This window comes from Vibrio parahaemolyticus, from assembly GCF_900460535.1.
Lineage (GTDB): Bacteria > Pseudomonadota > Gammaproteobacteria > Enterobacterales > Vibrionaceae > Vibrio > Vibrio parahaemolyticus.
Genome location: NZ_UHIL01000001.1, coordinates 1,186,807 through 1,204,522, shown reverse-complemented (window position 1 = coordinate 1,204,522; position 17,716 = coordinate 1,186,807). Strand labels below are relative to the sequence as shown.

The window sequence follows — 17,716 nt, the reverse complement described above, 5'->3', positions numbered from 1 at the left end:
TGGCGCGGCAGCTACGGCAAAGCCGTTCAGATTAATCGTCTTGTGCTTCTCTAATTTGAACACGGAAATGTGTGCCATTTGGATTGACCGTGACCTCCGAAAGCGTCACAGATTCAAATCCACGCACGATCATTTTGCGCCAAGGCCCCGGTTTGGTGTTCACTTCCAAACCATTGTTGTCGTACCAGTAGAAGCGATAAAGAATGTGCTGGTCACCTTTGTAGTTACTGCTTAACTGCACCACACCACGTGGTCGATCATCGACGTAAGTCGTGGTGATGTTGTCAACCAACAGTCGGCTGCCCAATACGTTATCGTTAAAAAATACGTTTTGTGTTTGGCCATCAACTCGGATCCCAGCAGTGTTGTCCGCACAACCTGCCAAACCGATAATGACTGCTAAGCCAATAAGCCATGCTCTCATTACAATCTCCCTAATTGTTTATGCCATACCGTCGAATGCGCTCCCTGACGAGAAACCCACACCAGTGTGGTTTGCTGCGCTGGTACGTCAAATTGATAGACTTGATCGCCTAAATTTAGCTGCTGTGTACCCGGCTTCACAATTTGTGAGGCCGTCTTCACTTGCGCTGGCAGCGTTTGCCAGCTTCGAGTATCTGGTTGTTCTGTTAACGTATTCCAAACGTTGAAAAGAATATTGCCCACGTCATCGCCTTTTTTCGCTGCTTCTTTTCTGATTCGGTCTTTCGCCCAAACGCGAATGGCTTGGCGAATCACTATTGTCGTTAAGCGTTCATTCAAATCATTCTGAGCCATGGCATTAACGTCAGCCAACGTACTAGAAGGCAGTTTTGTTCCATTCAAAGCCACATCACTAAAGCGTGGTGCCCCACGTTTCGGATAATAAGGTAGTGCCAATGAGTAGATTGCGCCATTGCCGCGACTGTCAAAAATAGGTAAATCAATACGCCAACCTTGCAAAGCCTCAACCACACCTTGCTCGTCAATCACAATGACGCGTCCTTGTGACTTATTTAACCCTGTCGGTGCCTTGCCATAGCGTTTTTCAAGCAGACGTAAGTCTTCACGCATACCGAGCTTTTTCGCGGCGTACATCGTGCTTTCAATAACCTGTTTGTTATCTGGCATCACAGCCAAAGCGCGACGGTAATCCACATAAGCGCTGTTAAGATCACGTGACGCTTCGTACAACAAACCAGAAAGATAGAAGAGATAACCGTTTTGCACCGCGCTGAGTTTTTTCCCTGCGTCTGGATAACTCGCGAGCACGCTGCCTAAGTTGGCTGACATACCTTGGTTTTTAAGATCTTTTTCTGCCGACTTCAGCTCTTTTTCACGCGCTTTTCTCGCCGCTTCCTGAACTTGGTTAGCACGACGAACTTCGACGAGTGCGCCTTCTAAATCATTTTTTTGTAGATAGTTCAGACCAAGGTATAAATGCAAAAAGCCGAGTTCATAGTCTGCAGGTTGGTATTCGTTAAGATTGTCGTTTACAGCAAGTGAACCTACGCTCGTCGCTGTTTCAGAAACAGAAATGGTTGCTCGGTCTTGTTGAACACGTACCGCGCGGTCGCTCTCTTCGAGAGCTTTGAGGCTGGTTGGATAATCTTTCGCAAGGAATGAAATACGACCCTTTTCGAAATTGCCAAGGATCTCGCCACCGACGTCGCTCGATTGGAGTTGCTCAGCGTTGGCATAATTGCCAGCAACAACTGCCTGATAAACTTCTTGATTCTGGTCGCTGTAGTGGCTAAACAAATTGCCCGCAGACAAATTAGCGCAGCCAGACGCCATCAAGACCCAGCTAATTAGTCCAAACAGCTTCACACCTAATTTCACATTTATCTCCGCAAATGTGTGCTCAGAAAAGAATATAAATAGGGTGGCATAGGCACCACCCTTTTCAAATTAGCTTAGCTCAATACCATTGGACCTAAAGGACGACCGCCTAGTAGGTGCATGTGGATATGGTAAACCTCTTGGCCACCATGAGGGTTGCAATTAAGGATCAAACGGTAACCGTCTTCAGCAATACCTTCTTCTTTCGCAAGCTTCTTCGCCACAGTGAATAGGCGTCCCATCATTGCTTCGTCTTCTGCTTCCACGTCGTTCGTTGTCGGAATCAACTTGTTCGGGATGATAAGAATGTGGCTTGGCGCGCGAGGGTTAATATCGCGAAACGCGGTCACTAAATCATCTTGGTAAAGAATGTCTGCTGGGATTTCCTTACGAATAATTTTACTAAAGATAGTTTCTTCCGCCATGGGGACTCCATTTTATAAAGGTGTGTAACCCATTTAGTATGCTCCAACCCAAAGCTGAGCTCAATAAAAAACAGTGTTCACTTAACATTATCAATCTAATGCTAATAAACGAAGCTTTTTTTGTCGTATGCGTCATAAAACGTGCGTCACGAACTCAATACAATCCAATGAATTTTGTTACTTTTTTAAGACAATTCTTATTTATGTTGTCTATTTTTGGGAGAGGAAGCTCACTTATGCGAGGTTCAGTTATTAAAAGGATGTATGCGGGCTTTGCGCTGATCATCATCCTGTTTGCTGTCACAATTGCCATTATGATGGGGGGAATGCATGATATTCACGGTAAATTTGAAACCGTCTCTAAATCATCGTTGCCCCTTGTATCGTTATCTAACCAAACCAGTGTGGAACTGCTTTCTGCCGACAAGTCTTTTAAAGATTTTCTGACCACTGAGAATAAACAGCGCATGGAAGAAATGCGTCAGGAGTTTGCGAGATCTCAACAACGTTTTGAATCCACTTTGGCGCAGCTCGAATCAGCAAGCCAGATCTACCCTTCTCTTGCCGAACCTTTTTCTCAACTGAAGACACTAGAGCAAAGCTACTTTACCGAAGCGCTCGAAGCAATGGACAACTATGAAGCAATGTTTTCAGCACAAGAAGAAGTGCAGAAGTCATCGCGCCGCTTTCAAAAACTCAACACTGAACTTTCTGTTGGCCTGAAAGAATACGTTGCAGACCAATCGAGTATTTCAGTGAAAGTTATGGCGAAAAGCTACTTCATCAAACTCAAAGATGCCGAAGTGATCACCTCTGATGCGCTGGCTAGCTCCAATCCTGAGTTTGTTACGCAAGCGGTAACGAAAAACCGTAAAGCAGTAACGCATTTGAACTACGCATTCCGTGGGTTGGTCACTCAACTTCCTGAGCTAGAAAAAGCTTTTGGCGAATCCGTAGAACAATTTACCCGTGACGTAGGTATGCGTGGTGGTGTGCTAGACCAACACAACAACTACCTCAACGCTCGCGCAGCTCTGTACGACAACATTGCGAACTTAGCTAACAAAGTCGATTCTACGATGGCTATCCTTGAGCAATTTACAACGACAGCAACAGACAAACTAAACGAATCTCTTGATGATGCCGGTGACATTTACTCTGCTGGCGTGACGAAAGCGATTGTGATTGGTGTAGTTGTGGTTTTGTTTGCGGCGGCTATCGGCTATCACATCGCGCAAAGTGTGCGTGAGCCATTAACACGTATTCTCAATGCGCTAGAGAGCCTGACTAAAGGCGATATGACGCAACGTATTGATATTCGCTTTAACAACGAGTTCAGCCGCGTTAGTGGCCATATCAACACGTTAGCGGACAGCTTGCACGACATTCTAGTGAAGCTAAATGAAGCATCAGAAAACTTAGCCTCGACCGCGACAACCAACGAACGAACGTCTTCTCAAGCGCAATCTAAGCTGAATGCACAACGTGAGCAGACCGCCAACGTGGCAACGGCTATGACCGAGATGTCTCACTCGGTTCAAGAAGTTGCGCAAAGCGCTCAAGGCTCTTTGGAAATGGTTCAACGTGTTGAGTCTGCATCCGAAGAAGGCCGAAATGTCATGAGTAGTAACATTTCGACTATCAATCAGCTAGAAACGCGCCTTCACGAGTCTGTGTCTGCCGTTTCTGAACTGCAAAAGATGAGTGGTCAAATTGGCTCAATTTTGGATGTCATCCGCAACATTGCTGAGCAAACCAACTTGTTGGCTCTCAATGCCGCGATTGAAGCAGCACGTGCAGGAGAGCAAGGACGCGGATTTGCCGTGGTAGCCGATGAGGTGCGTGTGCTGGCATCAAAAACCACACAATCCACCACAGAAATCGAATCGATGATCAGCAATCTGCAATCGAGCTCTCAGTCAGCCAACCAAGTGATTCAAAGCTGCATGAGTGATATGGAAATGTCGGTTGAGCAAGCCTCGAAAGCGAACAGTTCAATGGAAGAGATCCAAGCACTCATTATCGAAATCAGCCAAATGAGTACGCACATTTCTCAAGCGGCAGCAGAGCAAAGCGAAACCTCAGCAGATATTGCGCGCAATATTGAAGACATCAACAATATTGCGGATGAAAGTTACCACGCGATGTCGAGCATCACTCATACGAGTGAATCTCTCACTCAGCTTGCTCATCAGCAAAATGAATTAGTCCATCGCTTTAAATTGTAAATTTTTATGCAATAGTTGCTGCAACCAGCTGTATAAGGGCGACTTTTTATGAAGTCGCCCTTGTTTTTTCTCGGCCTTGTCTACATATGGGTAATATGGCCTGCTCATCCCTTGCACTTCTCTTTTCGAGCGGCCACACAAAAAGGAAAATCTATGGCTGTTCATGTTGGTATTATCGACCAAGACCCAGTGAGATTGGTCACTCCTCTATTGGATAATCGCACTTTAAGCACACATATCGTATTCATTGGTGACAAAACACAGGTAGATATGTTTGACCGACTGAGTAGCGTGTTAGAGCAGCGAGAGATTACTTCTGAATTTTTTGAAATTCCGTCGGCTGTCAATACAACCCTGATTAAACAATCGATTCAAAAGCTCGCGAAAGATCTTCACGACCGTGGAGAAGACGTCAAACTGAACGCAAGCTGTGGCCTTCGTCATCGATTGTTGTCGGTTTACGAGGTTTTCCGTACTTATTGCTGGCCTATCTTCGTAGTTGAACCAAACAGTGACAAACTTTGCTGGCTTTACCCAGATGGCAAAGAAGATACGCAAGTTGAAGACCACATTACTATCTCCGACTACCTAACCATTTTCGGTGCGCGCGGCGAGTTCCACCACGTAGACCTTCCTCCTCTTCTTGATCAAAAACTGTATGAGCTTGGCGAACGCTGGGCGTCAAATGCGCTTGAATTGGGCCCAGGCTTGGCGACACTTAACTACCTTGCGACAACCTGCCGTAAGGAACAGAAGCTGGATGTGGAGCTCTCAGAGAAGCAACAAGGCTACCGTGAACTCAACATGCTGCTGTCGGATCTTGTCGAAGCACAGATCGCGACTTACGAAAATGGCATTTTGACCTTCGCGAACGAAGACGCACGTCGATTCTCTAACGGCGAATGGTTGGAGACCCTGGTTCACAGCACTGTGAAGCAAATCCAAGACACCATGCCAACGATTCAAGACCGCTCTTTGAATGTTCAGGTTTATCGTAAGCTGGGTGAAAGTGAAGTACGTAACGAGCTAGACGTAGCAACGGTTGTAAATAACAAGCTGCACATCATTGAGTGTAAAACAAAAGGCATGCGCGATGATGGTGACGATACGCTGTACAAGCTGGAATCTTTGCGTGACCTGCTAGGTGGTCTACAAGCTCGCGCTATGCTGGTGAGCTTCCGCCCTCTTCGTCACAATGATATTACTCGTGCAGAGGATCTTGGCCTTGCGCTTATCGGCCCTGAAGAGCTGAAAGATCTCAAAACGCATCTTGCGAAATGGTTTGAAGCCGCTGGCGGTTCTGACGAAATTTAGTCGCCCTCTAAAACCACGAAAGCAGCTCACTGGAGCTGCTTTTTTAATGCCTGTTTTTAGTGCCTATCCTAGCTTCAATCACTTTGCGTTTCAGAATCTAGAAAATCGCACCTTGAACAAGGCACATAGAAAAACCCAGAGGCAAGCCTCTGGGTTTTTCTGTTTGTTTAAATGCCAACTAAAGTGAGCGCTTAAAGCATTTTACGTGCTGCTTCTACTACAACTTTAATTGAGCGAGCTTCCGTTTCTTTCAGTGTTGAATGATCTGGAATCTCTTTTTGTGTACGGTTAATGATTACACCCGCCACACAACCTGCTTTCAGGCCAGAGCTTGCACACATGGTAAGTAGCGTTGCTGATTCCATTTCGAAGTTCAGCACGCCCATGTCTTGCCACTCTTTCATAGAGCCTTGGAAACGCTTCACAACACGACCAGTGAATGTGTCGTAACGCTCTTGACCTGGGTAGAAAGTGTCACTTGAAGCAGTCACACCCATATGAACTGTTGCACCAGATTCTTCAACTGCTGCTTTCATCGCGGTTGCAACATCAAAGTCTGCAACTGCTGGGAATTCCATTGGAGCGAAGTGTAGGCTTGCACCATCTAGACGAACAGAACCCGTTGTCACGATCATATCGCCTACGTTTACGTGTGGTTGAATTGCACCAGTCGTACCTACACGTAGGAATGTGCGAACACCAAGCTGTGCTAGCTCTTCTACTGCGATAGAGGTAGATGGACCACCGATACCTGTTGAACAAACCACAACTGGCTTACCGTCTAGTTCTGCGCGGTAAAGCGTGTATTCGCGGTGACTTGCTAGGAATACAGGGTTTTCCATTTGTTCTGCGATTTTTTGAACACGCGCTGGATCACCTGGAATGATGGCTAGAGTTGCACCATTAAGATCAGCTTCAGTAACACCTAAATGGAATACAGCTTGAGACATATGTCGCTCCTTATTGTGGCTTATTTTGTAAACAATAAGCTCATTAGTAAGTTGTTGGGTACAGGAGCACTGTAGCGAACCTTGCATCAACATAGAGTGATCACAATCACATTGATAAAATGTAATAAATCTACAATTTCAAATTAAAACGGTTTTGATCACATTATTCGGGCAAACTTATCATTTCGTTGCATAACAACAAGTCCGACGGCTCAGATTGCATTCACAAAACTTATAGTGCTCACAGAAACATAAAAACCCGAGACGAGAAACGCCTCGGGTTAAATATAGAGCAACTTTGAGAATAGCGTTATTGCACTTGTTTAGATTCAAACCGCAGAAGTCGTAGCGCATTGAGTGTCACTAACGCAGTCGCCCCACTGTCTGCCAAGACCGCAACCCAAAGCCCAGTGATACCCAATAAACTGGTGACTAAGAACACGCCTTTTAAGCCAAGCGCCAATGCCACGTTTTGACGAATGTTGTTTAGCGTCGCACGTGATAATTCAATCATTGCTGGCAATTCAACCAAGCGGTTGTGCGTTAGTGCCGCATCAGCAGTTTCTAATGCGACGTCAGTACCTCCGCCCATCGCGATACCAATGCTAGACGCTTTCATCGCAGGTGCGTCGTTAATACCATCACCAACCATCGCAACCGTGTGCTCAGTAGAAAGTTGTTCCACATAACGCACTTTATCGGCAGGCAACAAGCTCGCTTTGTAATCCAAACCAATTTGATGGGCTATCGCTTCCGCACTGCGTGGGTTGTCCCCCGTCAACATCACAGAACTCACGCCAAACATTTTCAACGTGGCGATTGCCTGTTGAGCATCTTGACGAAGAGTATCTTGCCACGCGATCACGCCAATAACTTCGTAATCGTGACGAACGATAACCACGGTTTTGCCTTGTTCTTCCAGTTCAATAACACGTTGTTCAACTTTCGAAGAAACAGGGAAGTCCGCTTTTGATGGCGCAATAACTTGCACTAATTTACCGTTCACCAAACCTGTTACACCAGAGCCGACTTGAGCAGTTTTATCACTTGCCTCAGGAATCGAAACGCCTTGTTCTTCAGCCCGCTTCACTAATGAAACCGCTAAAGGATGGCTTGACCCCATCTCGATAGAAGCCGTTAAACTCAGTAGTGTTTCTTCTGTTACATCATAAGTCACCACGTCCGTTACTTGCGGTTTACCTTGTGTCAACGTACCTGTTTTATCAAACGCGACCGACTCCACTTTGCCAAGCAACTCAAGCGCTGCCCCACCTTTGATCAATGCACCACGGCGTGCCGCAGCAGCCAGACCCGACGTAATCGCAGCAGGCGTTGAAATAACCAAGGCACAAGGACAAGCGATTAAGAGCAATGCTAAACCACGGTACACCCATGTTTCCCAAGGTTGAGCGAACAGTAATGGTGGCGTAACGATGACAGCAAGAGACACCAGCATCATAAGTGGCGTGTACCAGCGACTGAATTTATCGAGGAATCGTTCTAACGGCGCTTTGCGCGATTCAGCTTCTTCAATCAAATGAAGGATGCGGTCAATGGCATTTTCACCTTGGCGGGAGGTCACTTGCACCTGCACTACTTTATCGACTACCACCGCCCCCGCCATGATTTTCCCGCCCTCTTCATGCTCAACAGGAACTGATTCACCGGTCAATGCACTTTCATCAAAGCTGGCTAACGTCGTCATCAATACACCATCAGCAGGCAAACGACCGCCAGGTGCCACTTCAATGACGTCCCCAGGTTGAAGCTGAGACGCTGGCACTTCTTTGCGTACACCATCAATGATCAGCGTGGTGTTTTCTGGCACCAAATCCATTAATGCCTGAACGCCACTTCGAGCTCGTGACGATGCGTATGCTTCTAGCTTTTCACCAATAAGGAAGAGCAATAACACCATCGCGGCTTCTGCGGTTTCACCTAAGTACAACGCACCTAATGCAGCAACACTCATCAGTGTTTCAATGGCAAATGGTGTGCCACCACGAGCCAGTTTGACGGCCTTACGGGCAATAGGATACAAACCCAGCAAACAGGTTAAAGTAAAAATCCAGCTACTAAGCTGAGGGTTGATGCTTGCGACTAGGCCCGCAAATGCCATAGCACCTGCGATCGATAAAATCTGTAGATTGTCTTGAACAAAACCGGACCAGCCTTTGTTCTCTTTCTTTTGCTTTGGTTTATCCAGCGCAGAAAGCGGGAAACCAGTTTGGCGCGCAGTTTGTTCAATGATCGAACTTAGAGAATGGTCATCAAAATCGACAACTAACTTTTCTGTAGCAAAAAGGACTTTGGCATTCGTAACGCCTTGCAATGACATGATGGCTTTTTCAAGCTTTTTCGCGCAAGACGGGCAGTCCATATCGGACACGATCCAACTGCTACGAATCGAGGATTCTCGCTGTTCCGCGGGGCCTTCTTCATCGGCGGTGTCCGAACTGCAACTGCCTCCACTACAGCAAGAGCTTTCAACAGTATCAACACCCGCTTGAGCAATATTTAGCGTCGGTTTAGTTGGCGCGCAGCAAGAGTCATGGGCGCTGAGTGGCACCGCAGTTTTGATTTTGCCTGACTGGCAACCTTGATGTTTTGTACACATAGTTTATTTTCCTTATTGGCTGAGACTGTTCATCTACCACTAAGGATAAACCTTGGAGCTAGCTCCAAGGTCAAGACGAATTTTGTTAAAAGAGAAAAATAACCACTTCGCTCAACCTCAGCCTCTTCCGAAAAAAGAAAGACGCCGCAGCGCCTTTCGAAGTAGTCATGTCGATGTCGTCATCAAACTGGATGTTTAAAGCATTCGTTTAACGTCATCCCAATAGCGCGCAGAACATCACGGCGAGTGATGATGCCAACAAGCTTTCCTCGGTCGTCAACTACTGGGTACATTTTTGGCTTACCGACTTTCATCATATCCGCCAATTCAATGACCGACATTTCTGGCGAGACGGACAACACATCTTCATGCATACACTCTTGCACAGTATGTGTATCTTGGCAGTGGTAGCTGGCTTTCACCAACTTATCTAACAAATCTTGTTCAGATAAGAACCCCACTACTTTTTCGTTTTCATCAATGACTGGACCACCAAGCGTCACGCTCTGCATCACTTTGTTCAAAGCGGCTGTGAGTGACATGTCTTTAGTGAAAGTCACCGCTTGCAACGTCATGTAATCTTTTACTTTTAATGAATGCATTCTTATCTCCTTAGCGGCATTTTATTGCGGCCTTAAGATAAGTGTCGTCTACTTTCTTGATTTTACTAAATGGAAATTAGCAATTTTGTTCATAGGCGTAGTCTATTGATCTCTATCAAAATTCATTTATCTACTGCTCTCAAGCTAAATCTTGTTGCATATTTATCCCAGTAAGAACAATTTATCTGCAGAAGTAAACACCAACAAAAGCCAGAGACATGACGAGGAAACGTCTCAAATGTCGCGCAGAAAATGCTCACTAATCCTAATTAGCTATGCAGCACATACAAAAAAGCCAGTCAGCAAAACTGACTGGCTTTCATCAAATCAAAAAGTGATTTAATTATGCATTTTCCATTGCTGCAACGATGTCACGCGCAACCGCCTCTGCGACTTTAATACCATCGATACCAGCAGAAAGAATACCACCAGCGTAACCTGCACCTTCACCCGCAGGGTAGAAGCCTTTTAAGTTTACACTTTGGAAATCTTTACCGCGCTTAATGCAAACTGGTGAAGAGGTACGAGTCTCAACGCCAGTCAACAGGCCATCTTCAGATGCAAAACCTTTGATCTTACGATCGAAAGCTGGAATGGCTTCACGAATCGCTTCTACCGCAAATGGAGGCAGCGCTTTCGATAAGTCTGTGAGCTTAATGCCCGGCGTGAAAGATGGCTCAACATCACCAAGTTGACTTGGATCGCGACCTTTCAGGAAGTCACCGATTTTCTGTGCTGGCGCATCGTAGTTTTCGCCGCCTAGTTTGTAAGCGTTAGATTCAAGTTCACGTTGGAAACGGATACCCGCTAGAGGATCACCCGGGTAATCCACCTCAGGAGAGATACCCACAACAATCGCACTGTTTGCGTTACGTTCTGCACGAGAGTATTGGCTCATGCCGTTCGTCACTACGCGACCTTCTTCAGATGTCGCCGCAACAACAGTGCCGCCTGGACACATACAGAAGCTGTACACGGTACGACCATTTTTACAATGATGAACCAGTTTATAATCCGCAGCACCAAGAATTGGGTGACCCGCATTTGGACCAAAACGCGCTTCGTCGATCATCGATTGCTTGTGCTCGATACGGAAGCCAACCGAGAATGGTTTCGCCTCCATGTACACACCGCGCTCGTGCAACATTTCAAATGTATCACGCGCACTGTGACCAACGGCCAATACCACGTGACGAGATTTGATCTCTTCACCGTTTGACAATGTCACGCCTGTGATTTGACCGTCTTCCATATGAAGATCATCAACACGAGTACTGAAACGAATTTCACCACCTAGCTCGATGATAGTCGCACGCATTTTCTCGATCATCGTCACCAGCTTGAAAGTACCGATGTGAGGTTTACTTACGTATAGAATTTCTTCTGGTGCGCCAGCCTCAACAAATTCAGTGATCACTTTGCGACCGTAGAAGTTTGGATCTTTCACTTGGCTGTACAGCTTACCGTCAGAGAACGTACCCGCACCGCCCTCACCAAACTGTACGTTTGATTCTGGGTTTAGCGTGCGTTTACGCCAGAAACCGAAAGTATCTTTAGTACGTTCACGAACTTCTTTACCACGTTCAACGATGATTGGGTTGAAACCCATTTGAGCCAACACCAAACCAGCAAACAGACCACATGGACCAAAACCGATGACGATTGGGCGCTCTGTTAGGTTCTCAGGTGCTTTCGCAACAAACTTGTATTCCATGTCTGGCGTTTGGCGAACGTGAGGATCGTTTGCGAACTTCGCTAGCAACGCGGTTTCATCGCCTTCAACGATGATGTCTAGCGTGTAAATAAGATGAATATTGGTTTTCTTACGAGCATCGTAGCCGCGTCTAAAGACGTTAAAAGAGATAACTTTCTCAGCAGGAATGCCAAGTTTTTTAGTGATCGCGTCTAATAGCGCGCCTTCCTCATGATCAAGAGGAAGCTTAATTTCATTAATACGAATCATATCGATGTCTCGTTATAGTAGGTGTCTTAGCCAAAAAACCTAACGGCCCCCAGCTCACAATGGCGCGCATTTTACGAGAAATTGAATTGTCTGTCATACTAAATCAAGGTTGGACGACGGATTTAACTTGGTGAATGTTGAATTTTGCCTTGGGATGAGTATTATCCCCCTTCTTTGATTTTGACTAACTTAAGAGCTGATTATCATGGCGTTTGTCGTAACCGATAACTGTATCCAATGTAAATACACCGACTGTGTCGCGGTGTGCCCGGCTGACGCCTTCCACGAAGGTCCAAACTTCATGGTAATCAACCCAATAGAATGTATCGACTGTGGCTTGTGTGTTGACGAGTGTGCCGCAGCGGCAATCTTCCAAGAAGACGAGCTGCCTGAAGATCAAACCATCTACAAAGAGCTCAACGCCGAACTCGCAGAAATCTGGCCGGTACAAACTGAAGTGAAACCAGCGATGGATGAAGCGGAAAAATGGAATGGCGTGCCAAACAAGTTGGATATGTTAGAAAAATAACCGCATTCAAAACGAAAAAAGCGTAATGAACCTCAGCTTGACATCGCCTGGGCCGTTACGCTTTTTTTTTTGTATCTAAAATTCGTTGATACGATTAGCTGTGCTGACGACGCATGTTGTCTAAAATGATGCCCGTCGCCATTGCTACGTTTAAAGATTCTGCGCCACCGAAAGCAGGAATCGTGATCTTATCTGTCACGAACTTGGACGCTTCTTCTCGCACACCGTGTGACTCGCTGCCCATCAACAAAATACCTTCTGCTGAAAAATCAGTTTTATGCACGCTCTCACCTTCAAGGAAAGCACCATACACTGGCAAGTTTGCTTCAGCTAAGTAGCTTGGCAAATCAACCAAACTCACTTGCACACGCCCAAAACTGCCCATTGTCGCGCTGATGGTTTTTGGGTTATACGGGTCTGCACAGTCAGTGCTCGCAATAATGTGCTTAATGCCATACCAGTCAGCTACACGGATAATCGTACCTAGGTTACCAGGGTCTGAAACACCATCCAGAGCAATCATCAAGCCCTTTGCCTGTGGTTCTTTTACGTTTGGAATCTCTACCACAGCAATGGCGGCGTTGTTGCTCACAAGCGTACTTGCTTTGGTTAGATCATCAAGCGACGCTTCAACGCACTCAAAACCACTTAGCTCTTGGCGGTGACTTTCCAAAAAGTCTGCCGTAGCAAAAATTTGCTTCACAACCAATGAGCTGCTCGCCAACTCTAATACGTTCTTTTCACCTTGAACAAGAAACAAACCATGCGCTTTACGCTGTTTCTTTTGGCCCAAAGCACGAAGCAGTTTTAGTTGGTTTTTTGAAATCATGACAATATCTCAGGTGGAAAGTGAATACTTGGCGAATTAAAACAAGCGTGATTATAAAGTAAAGTGCTCAAGGCAAAAAGAGATGTTAAAAACGAAAAAGCCCCGCTATATAAGCGGGGCTTTTAAAGGGTGGGACCCCAGCCACATCCCGGCACACAAGTCACACGCTGCGGCTGCTTCCTTCCGGACCTGACCGAGTTCACGAGCTATTGTTGCGAGAGGACCAGAGCCCCATAATTCTTTTTTGAGGGCTTGCCTCAAATGATGTTGGGGATTATTCAGTATCGGCCTTCATAATGCAAGGGCAAAAACCGCTAAATCCACTATTCTTCATTCGTTTGGACAAAACTCGATCAATTCATCCATTTAAGACTGAACAAGATAGTTGCTAGAACCAGAATAATGACGAGAAGAATGTTTGCTGACGTACATGTCTTCATCCGCTAAATGCAGCGCTTGTTCCAAACTCATGTGCTGCTTTCGTTTCTCAGAAACACCAACTGAAATCGTGACGGTTTTCAGCTCCGCGCACAATTTATCAGTAACATCCAATCGACTCAGTTCCTGAACGGCTCGCGAAAGCTCTATTTGTGTTGGGTATCCGAGCAAAATAAATTCGTCACCTCCAATACGATAGCTTCGCCCAGACCACACTCGATGTATCTTCAGCGAAAGCAATTGCAGCACTTCATCACCCGCTAAATGACCGTAGGTATCGTTGATTTGTTTGAAGTGATTAATATCTAAATAAAGAATCGCCAAATCCTTATTCACCCCTTGGCGATACTTAACTTGCAAAGAGCGACGATTCCTCAACCCAGTTAAATTATCGGTGTTGGATTGACGATACAGATAGAGAGAAACACAAATTGCTAATACAAGTACGAATAGAAATACCGCTTGGGTTTGTGTTGCCAATCGCACCTCATACTCTAACGCCGTGCGCCAATCTGGACGCAAATCGTATTGAGCCACAATTTTGTCAACGCCCAACATCGCAATCGCGCGGCTAAAATATGGCGCTAACATTGCACCGCGTTCATTCGCGACGAGACCGATAGACAACTGCGAACTGTAAAACTCCCCTATCGCGGTATCTTGCTCGATGGGCACAAGCTCGCTCAAACGAAGGAAATGGTTGAGCATTGCCGTATCCATCGGGATGTAATCCACCTCCCCTTTAAGCAATGCTTCAATAAGATCGTGCTGCGTGTTAAAACGCTCAAGCTCTTTCAACGGTAAAAGCTGAGTCATCATTTGATCGAAGAAATCGTCTTTGACTACACCGATTCTTTCAGAGATCAATTGTGACACATGGGAATAGGTGTTTGGCTTGTAGCCCAATCGCTTGACCATCACTGAAGCTGGTGAATAGTGCGGTCTTGGGAAATAGCTGAATTCATGCCGTTCTCTGCTCACCGTTAATGGTGCCAAAATATCAAATTCACCTTTCATAAACTGGCGATACATCGACTCCCAACTTTCGTTAGGCTCACTGATGATCACACAGTTTAAATCCAGAATTTCACAGCTTTGTAGAACGATATCGGCTGTCATCCCTTGTACGGTGCCATCAGGGTTGTACACCACATAAGGAAAGATGGATTCCATTTTGATTCGAATTGGCTCTTTTAAATCGACAGGCAGTAACTTGATCGCATCTCGCAGGGCTGAACGTCTCAACTCAAATTGATACAACGCGATTTGCTCACGAAGTTGCTTTTGTACCGCTTCACCATGAATAAACGAGGCAAAGGTATCCAACTCTTCTAAGTGGTGACCTTTTTTACTAATGATAGAAACAGGTTTGATGGAGATCTGATCGTTGAGCATTTTGGCATCAAACCCTTCCAACAACATTGGTTTGAGTTGGTTAATCGCATCAACCACGCCATCCACTAAACCAGTTTGTAACAAACGTACTGCTTCGTTATGACCTTTATAAGGAACTTGTTTTAACTCTGGATGATACTGTTTGATCAGTTCTGAGTAGATGGTGTTTTGAGGCACACCAACACGCGAAATATCATCTAATGTCGAGTCGCTCAGCCCATATAGGTATGTGTATTCAATGTTTGTTGGTCGGGAATAGCTGAAACGCTCGGCGCGAGTATCGGTATAGGTAATGTTGGCAGCAAAGTCCGCGTCTTCATTCGCGACTGCATCTAAAATGGCATCAAAACTCGCGTAGTTGATGTACTCAACACTCACACCAAATTCAGTGGATACCGCATCAAATAAAACGCGAGTGACAACATCATCCGCTTCCGTCGCGATTTTATAGTGAGGCTGTAATGAAGGTTCGGCCTTTACATGAAGGCTTGGCAACAGACAAGCGAAAAGCAGCAGCGTTCGAGCAAGTGTGATCATGACAAACTTATCTAAAATTAACCACTTACAGTGTGGTTATTATTATGGAAAGTAGAATAATTATGAAATGATGAACATATACTAATTCACTTATTGTTTCACAATCAATTCAACAGTCTGCCGCACGGGTCACTTTTTCCTCTGAACGCCTACAACTATTTTATAACTCCGCCTGCTCGTCACTACTACGCAAGATGTAGTCCGTCATCCAAGCAGTACCCAACAAACAGATCCAGACCACAAATACAGGATTTGGTACATCCGTATTAGGGCTCACCACCAACGCTGCAAAACCGACGGTTGGTAGTGTCCAACAAAGCAACTTACTCCAGCGAATCGAGTCTTTTAATTTGGCGAGTGTTTCCATCGAAGCCAACATCCCAGTAATGCTCAACGCCACCAGCACCGCGTAATGAAGATCGGCAATCCAGAGAGGCAATAGTAAAAGCAAAGGCCACCAACTGTGTTTTTCTGAGCGTTTCCAATGCGTTGCTGCCCACCACATGACCACAACAGACAACGTTTGAACCACGGTCACCCAAGCTGAACCATCAAGCTTACCGCCTTGTTGCGTGACCATCAGCCCTACTTGTAAGGTAATCACAATCAAACCGGTGGTAAGGAGAACGCCAAGAGAGCTGCGATGTGAGAACACCACCATAAGTAACGGGAATAGAATCAGCACGCCAACAGACAACGCAATGGGCTGCATCGAAAGCGTCGCACCAAACACCATCATAGCGCCGAGCAACACTAAGCCAGCAAGGCCACCTTGAGGCAACAGCCATAATGCCGGGATCATGAGTGCGAGTACTGGGATTTCGCCCTCACTCAAACTCATCGCTCGGGCACACACAACGGCAAGAAAAGTTGTGATGAAAAATTGAAGTGTTGAAAAAATCATAGCGCCTCCTGGCTTCCCCACCAACTTGGTAACTCAACGGCAAATAAAACTGGGTATCTAAAGTCGTTGAGTGGGTCTAGATTCAAGCTTAGCTTATCGTTAATTTGTATTTCGTGCGCTTGATGCTCCAATTTGTCTTTAGTTAAAAGGGCTTTAAAAAGGCATTTAAAAAGGCATCTAACTCACTAGCAACAAATGTTAACCATGCACAAGAACTGTTAGCGAAATACAAGTCGTGTGTATTACCATTCCTTAGCAAGCCACAACGGACAGTTTCAGTATGGACCAATTTTTAGTGCAAATCTTTGCTGTAATTCACCAAATTCCAAAAGGAAAAGTATCGACCTACGGCGAAATTGCCAAAATGGCAGGCTATCCGGGATACGCCAGACACGTAGGAAAAGCTCTTGGGAATTTGCCAGAAGGTAGCAAATTGCCTTGGTTTCGAGTCATCAATAGCCAAGGAAAGATATCGCTGAAAGGCAGAGACTTAGACAGGCAAAAGCAGAAATTAGAAGCTGAAGGGATCGAAGTGTCTGAGATAGGGAAAATCGCCCTCAGAAAATACAAATGGCAGCCTTAGGCTGCCATTTTTGTTCGCTATGTTTGGTATTAACGCGTACCAACTAGACGAATATCCAACTGGTGAGTTTGTGCTTCATCTGTGATCACACCGTTATGCGTATCACTGATGAAACGCAATTTACCATCCACTTCAATACGCGCGCGCACGCTGTAAGTGTGATTCGGTTTAATTTCGTTGCTGTCGTAACTCAGCTCAAACGAAAGAGGAACTTGCTTACCTTCTGTTTCGAACGTTTGTTTTGCTAGAAGTTTAGATGGCGCATCAGCCAAAGACACATCTTCTAGTGTTACCGTAACCACAGCATTTGGTGGTAGAGCAATACGTTCACGGTAAGCCACTGTACCTGTAATTGTCTTCATTGACGCCTCAGCAGATTCCATTTCTGTTGTTTGAGAAGTTTGGCAACCCACTAACGCAGCGCCAAAAAGTAAAGAAGTAACAAGTAGTAGTGTTTTTTTCATATATTCCTCAAGAAGAGTATTAAATCGGGATAAGTATAGGGTTGGAATATAAAACTGTCTTGTTTCCTTTCGTTTATTTGACAATAGTTTGACTAAGTTAGAATTTTTCAAACAATT

The 17,716-nt window shown here is 45.5% G+C and carries 15 protein-coding genes and 1 other RNA gene; 4 read left to right on the top strand and 12 right to left on the bottom strand.

Annotated elements, in window-relative coordinates:
* Positions 1-31 precede the first annotated feature (31 nt).
* The 3 genes from DYB02_RS06185 to hinT form a co-directional block, all read right to left on the bottom strand.
* Positions 32-424, bottom strand: coding sequence for a YcfL family putative periplasmic lipoprotein (locus DYB02_RS06185; RefSeq protein ID WP_005456243.1), 393 nt, complete (start codon positions 422-424; stop codon positions 32-34).
* Positions 424-1,821 (bottom strand): COG3014 family protein, encoded by a 1,398-nt coding sequence (locus DYB02_RS06180; protein ID WP_005495934.1) that lies wholly within the window; start codon positions 1,819-1,821, stop codon positions 424-426. The genes DYB02_RS06185 and DYB02_RS06180 overlap by 1 nt, the downstream gene beginning before the upstream one ends.
* A gap of 74 nt (positions 1,822-1,895) precedes the next feature.
* Positions 1,896-2,246 carry a purine nucleoside phosphoramidase gene (gene hinT / locus DYB02_RS06175; RefSeq protein WP_005461572.1) on the bottom strand — a complete coding sequence of 117 codons (351 nt, stop codon included), beginning with the start codon at positions 2,244-2,246 and terminating at the stop codon, positions 1,896-1,898.
* Positions 2,247-2,482: 236 nt separating this feature from the next.
* Between hinT and DYB02_RS06170 the strand changes: the two genes are divergently transcribed.
* The gene (locus DYB02_RS06170) at positions 2,483-4,474 is read left to right on the top strand and encodes a methyl-accepting chemotaxis protein (protein WP_005481899.1); all 1,992 of its coding nucleotides are present in this window, start codon (positions 2,483-2,485) and stop codon (positions 4,472-4,474) included.
* Between the two features lie 153 nt (positions 4,475-4,627).
* Positions 4,628-5,788, top strand: coding sequence for a DUF1887 family protein (locus DYB02_RS06165; protein WP_029806203.1), 1,161 nt, complete (start codon positions 4,628-4,630; stop codon positions 5,786-5,788).
* Positions 5,789-5,979: 191 nt separating this feature from the next.
* Here the strand turns inward: DYB02_RS06165 and udp are convergent, their stop codons facing one another.
* The 4 genes from udp to DYB02_RS06135 form a co-directional block, all read right to left on the bottom strand.
* Positions 5,980-6,738, bottom strand: coding sequence for a uridine phosphorylase (gene udp / locus DYB02_RS06155; RefSeq protein ID WP_005461152.1), 759 nt, complete (start codon positions 6,736-6,738; stop codon positions 5,980-5,982).
* 310 nt (positions 6,739-7,048) lie between these two features.
* Positions 7,049-9,355, bottom strand: a complete 2,307-nt coding sequence (locus DYB02_RS06150; RefSeq protein ID WP_029806678.1) for a zinc/cadmium/mercury/lead-transporting ATPase — start codon at positions 9,353-9,355, stop codon at positions 7,049-7,051.
* A 182-nt stretch (positions 9,356-9,537) separates the two neighbouring features.
* Entirely contained in the window at positions 9,538-9,957 is a 420-nt protein-coding gene (locus DYB02_RS06145; protein ID WP_005461138.1) for a CBS domain-containing protein, read from the bottom strand.
* A 343-nt stretch (positions 9,958-10,300) separates the two neighbouring features.
* Positions 10,301-11,920: an NAD(P)/FAD-dependent oxidoreductase gene (locus DYB02_RS06135; RefSeq protein ID WP_005461132.1), complete on the bottom strand. Its 1,620-nt coding sequence runs from the start codon at positions 11,918-11,920 to the stop codon at positions 10,301-10,303.
* A gap of 205 nt (positions 11,921-12,125) precedes the next feature.
* Here DYB02_RS06135 and fdxA point away from each other — a divergent pair, with 205 nt between their 5' ends.
* Positions 12,126-12,449 carry a ferredoxin FdxA gene (gene fdxA, locus DYB02_RS06130; protein ID WP_005461160.1) on the top strand — a complete coding sequence of 108 codons (324 nt, stop codon included), beginning with the start codon at positions 12,126-12,128 and terminating at the stop codon, positions 12,447-12,449.
* A gap of 94 nt (positions 12,450-12,543) precedes the next feature.
* Here fdxA and DYB02_RS06125 read toward each other — a convergent pair whose 3' ends face one another.
* The 4 genes from DYB02_RS06125 to DYB02_RS06110 form a co-directional block, all read right to left on the bottom strand.
* Positions 12,544-13,278 (bottom strand): RNA methyltransferase, encoded by a 735-nt coding sequence (locus tag DYB02_RS06125; protein ID WP_005495942.1) that lies wholly within the window; start codon positions 13,276-13,278, stop codon positions 12,544-12,546.
* 132 nt (positions 13,279-13,410) lie between these two features.
* Positions 13,411-13,507: signal recognition particle sRNA small type (ffs, locus tag DYB02_RS06120), an RNA gene on the bottom strand.
* Between the two features lie 137 nt (positions 13,508-13,644).
* Complete coding sequence (locus tag DYB02_RS06115) at positions 13,645-15,648, bottom strand: GGDEF domain-containing protein (protein ID WP_023624111.1); 2,004 nt, start codon at positions 15,646-15,648, stop codon at positions 13,645-13,647.
* A gap of 160 nt (positions 15,649-15,808) precedes the next feature.
* Positions 15,809-16,552 carry a VP0952 family biofilm-associated protein gene (locus DYB02_RS06110; protein WP_005461144.1) on the bottom strand — a complete coding sequence of 248 codons (744 nt, stop codon included), beginning with the start codon at positions 16,550-16,552 and terminating at the stop codon, positions 15,809-15,811.
* A gap of 280 nt (positions 16,553-16,832) precedes the next feature.
* Between DYB02_RS06110 and DYB02_RS06105 the strand changes: the two genes are divergently transcribed.
* Entirely contained in the window at positions 16,833-17,135 is a 303-nt protein-coding gene (locus tag DYB02_RS06105) for a DNA base-flipping protein (protein WP_005461131.1), read from the top strand.
* 29 nt (positions 17,136-17,164) lie between these two features.
* Here the strand turns inward: DYB02_RS06105 and DYB02_RS06100 are convergent, their stop codons facing one another.
* Positions 17,165-17,599: a YbaY family lipoprotein gene (locus DYB02_RS06100; protein ID WP_005461146.1), complete on the bottom strand. Its 435-nt coding sequence runs from the start codon at positions 17,597-17,599 to the stop codon at positions 17,165-17,167.
* Positions 17,600-17,716 lie beyond the last annotated feature (117 nt).

What these genes read in the sequence shown, in the direction of transcription:
- DYB02_RS06185 (WP_005456243.1), bottom strand. Translation starts at nt 424, where the DNA reads ATGAGAGCATGGCTTATTGGCTTAGCAGTCATTATCGGTTTGGCAGGT.
- hinT (WP_005461572.1), bottom strand. Translation starts at nt 2,246, where the DNA reads ATGGCGGAAGAAACTATCTTTAGTAAAATTATTCGTAAGGAAATCCCA.
- DYB02_RS06170 (WP_005481899.1), top strand. Translation starts at nt 2,483, where the DNA reads ATGCGAGGTTCAGTTATTAAAAGGATGTATGCGGGCTTTGCGCTGATC.
- DYB02_RS06165 (WP_029806203.1), top strand. Translation starts at nt 4,628, where the DNA reads ATGGCTGTTCATGTTGGTATTATCGACCAAGACCCAGTGAGATTGGTC.
- udp (WP_005461152.1), bottom strand. Translation starts at nt 6,738, where the DNA reads ATGTCTCAAGCTGTATTCCATTTAGGTGTTACTGAAGCTGATCTTAAT.
- DYB02_RS06150 (WP_029806678.1), bottom strand. Translation starts at nt 9,355, where the DNA reads ATGTGTACAAAACATCAAGGTTGCCAGTCAGGCAAAATCAAAACTGCG.
- DYB02_RS06145 (WP_005461138.1), bottom strand. Translation starts at nt 9,957, where the DNA reads ATGCATTCATTAAAAGTAAAAGATTACATGACGTTGCAAGCGGTGACT.
- DYB02_RS06135 (WP_005461132.1), bottom strand. Translation starts at nt 11,920, where the DNA reads ATGATTCGTATTAATGAAATTAAGCTTCCTCTTGATCATGAGGAAGGC.
- fdxA (WP_005461160.1), top strand. Translation starts at nt 12,126, where the DNA reads ATGGCGTTTGTCGTAACCGATAACTGTATCCAATGTAAATACACCGAC.
- DYB02_RS06125 (WP_005495942.1), bottom strand. Translation starts at nt 13,278, where the DNA reads ATGATTTCAAAAAACCAACTAAAACTGCTTCGTGCTTTGGGCCAAAAG.
- DYB02_RS06115 (WP_023624111.1), bottom strand. Translation starts at nt 15,648, where the DNA reads ATGATCACACTTGCTCGAACGCTGCTGCTTTTCGCTTGTCTGTTGCCA.
- DYB02_RS06110 (WP_005461144.1), bottom strand. Translation starts at nt 16,552, where the DNA reads ATGATTTTTTCAACACTTCAATTTTTCATCACAACTTTTCTTGCCGTT.
- DYB02_RS06105 (WP_005461131.1), top strand. Translation starts at nt 16,833, where the DNA reads ATGGACCAATTTTTAGTGCAAATCTTTGCTGTAATTCACCAAATTCCA.
- DYB02_RS06100 (WP_005461146.1), bottom strand. Translation starts at nt 17,599, where the DNA reads ATGAAAAAAACACTACTACTTGTTACTTCTTTACTTTTTGGCGCTGCG.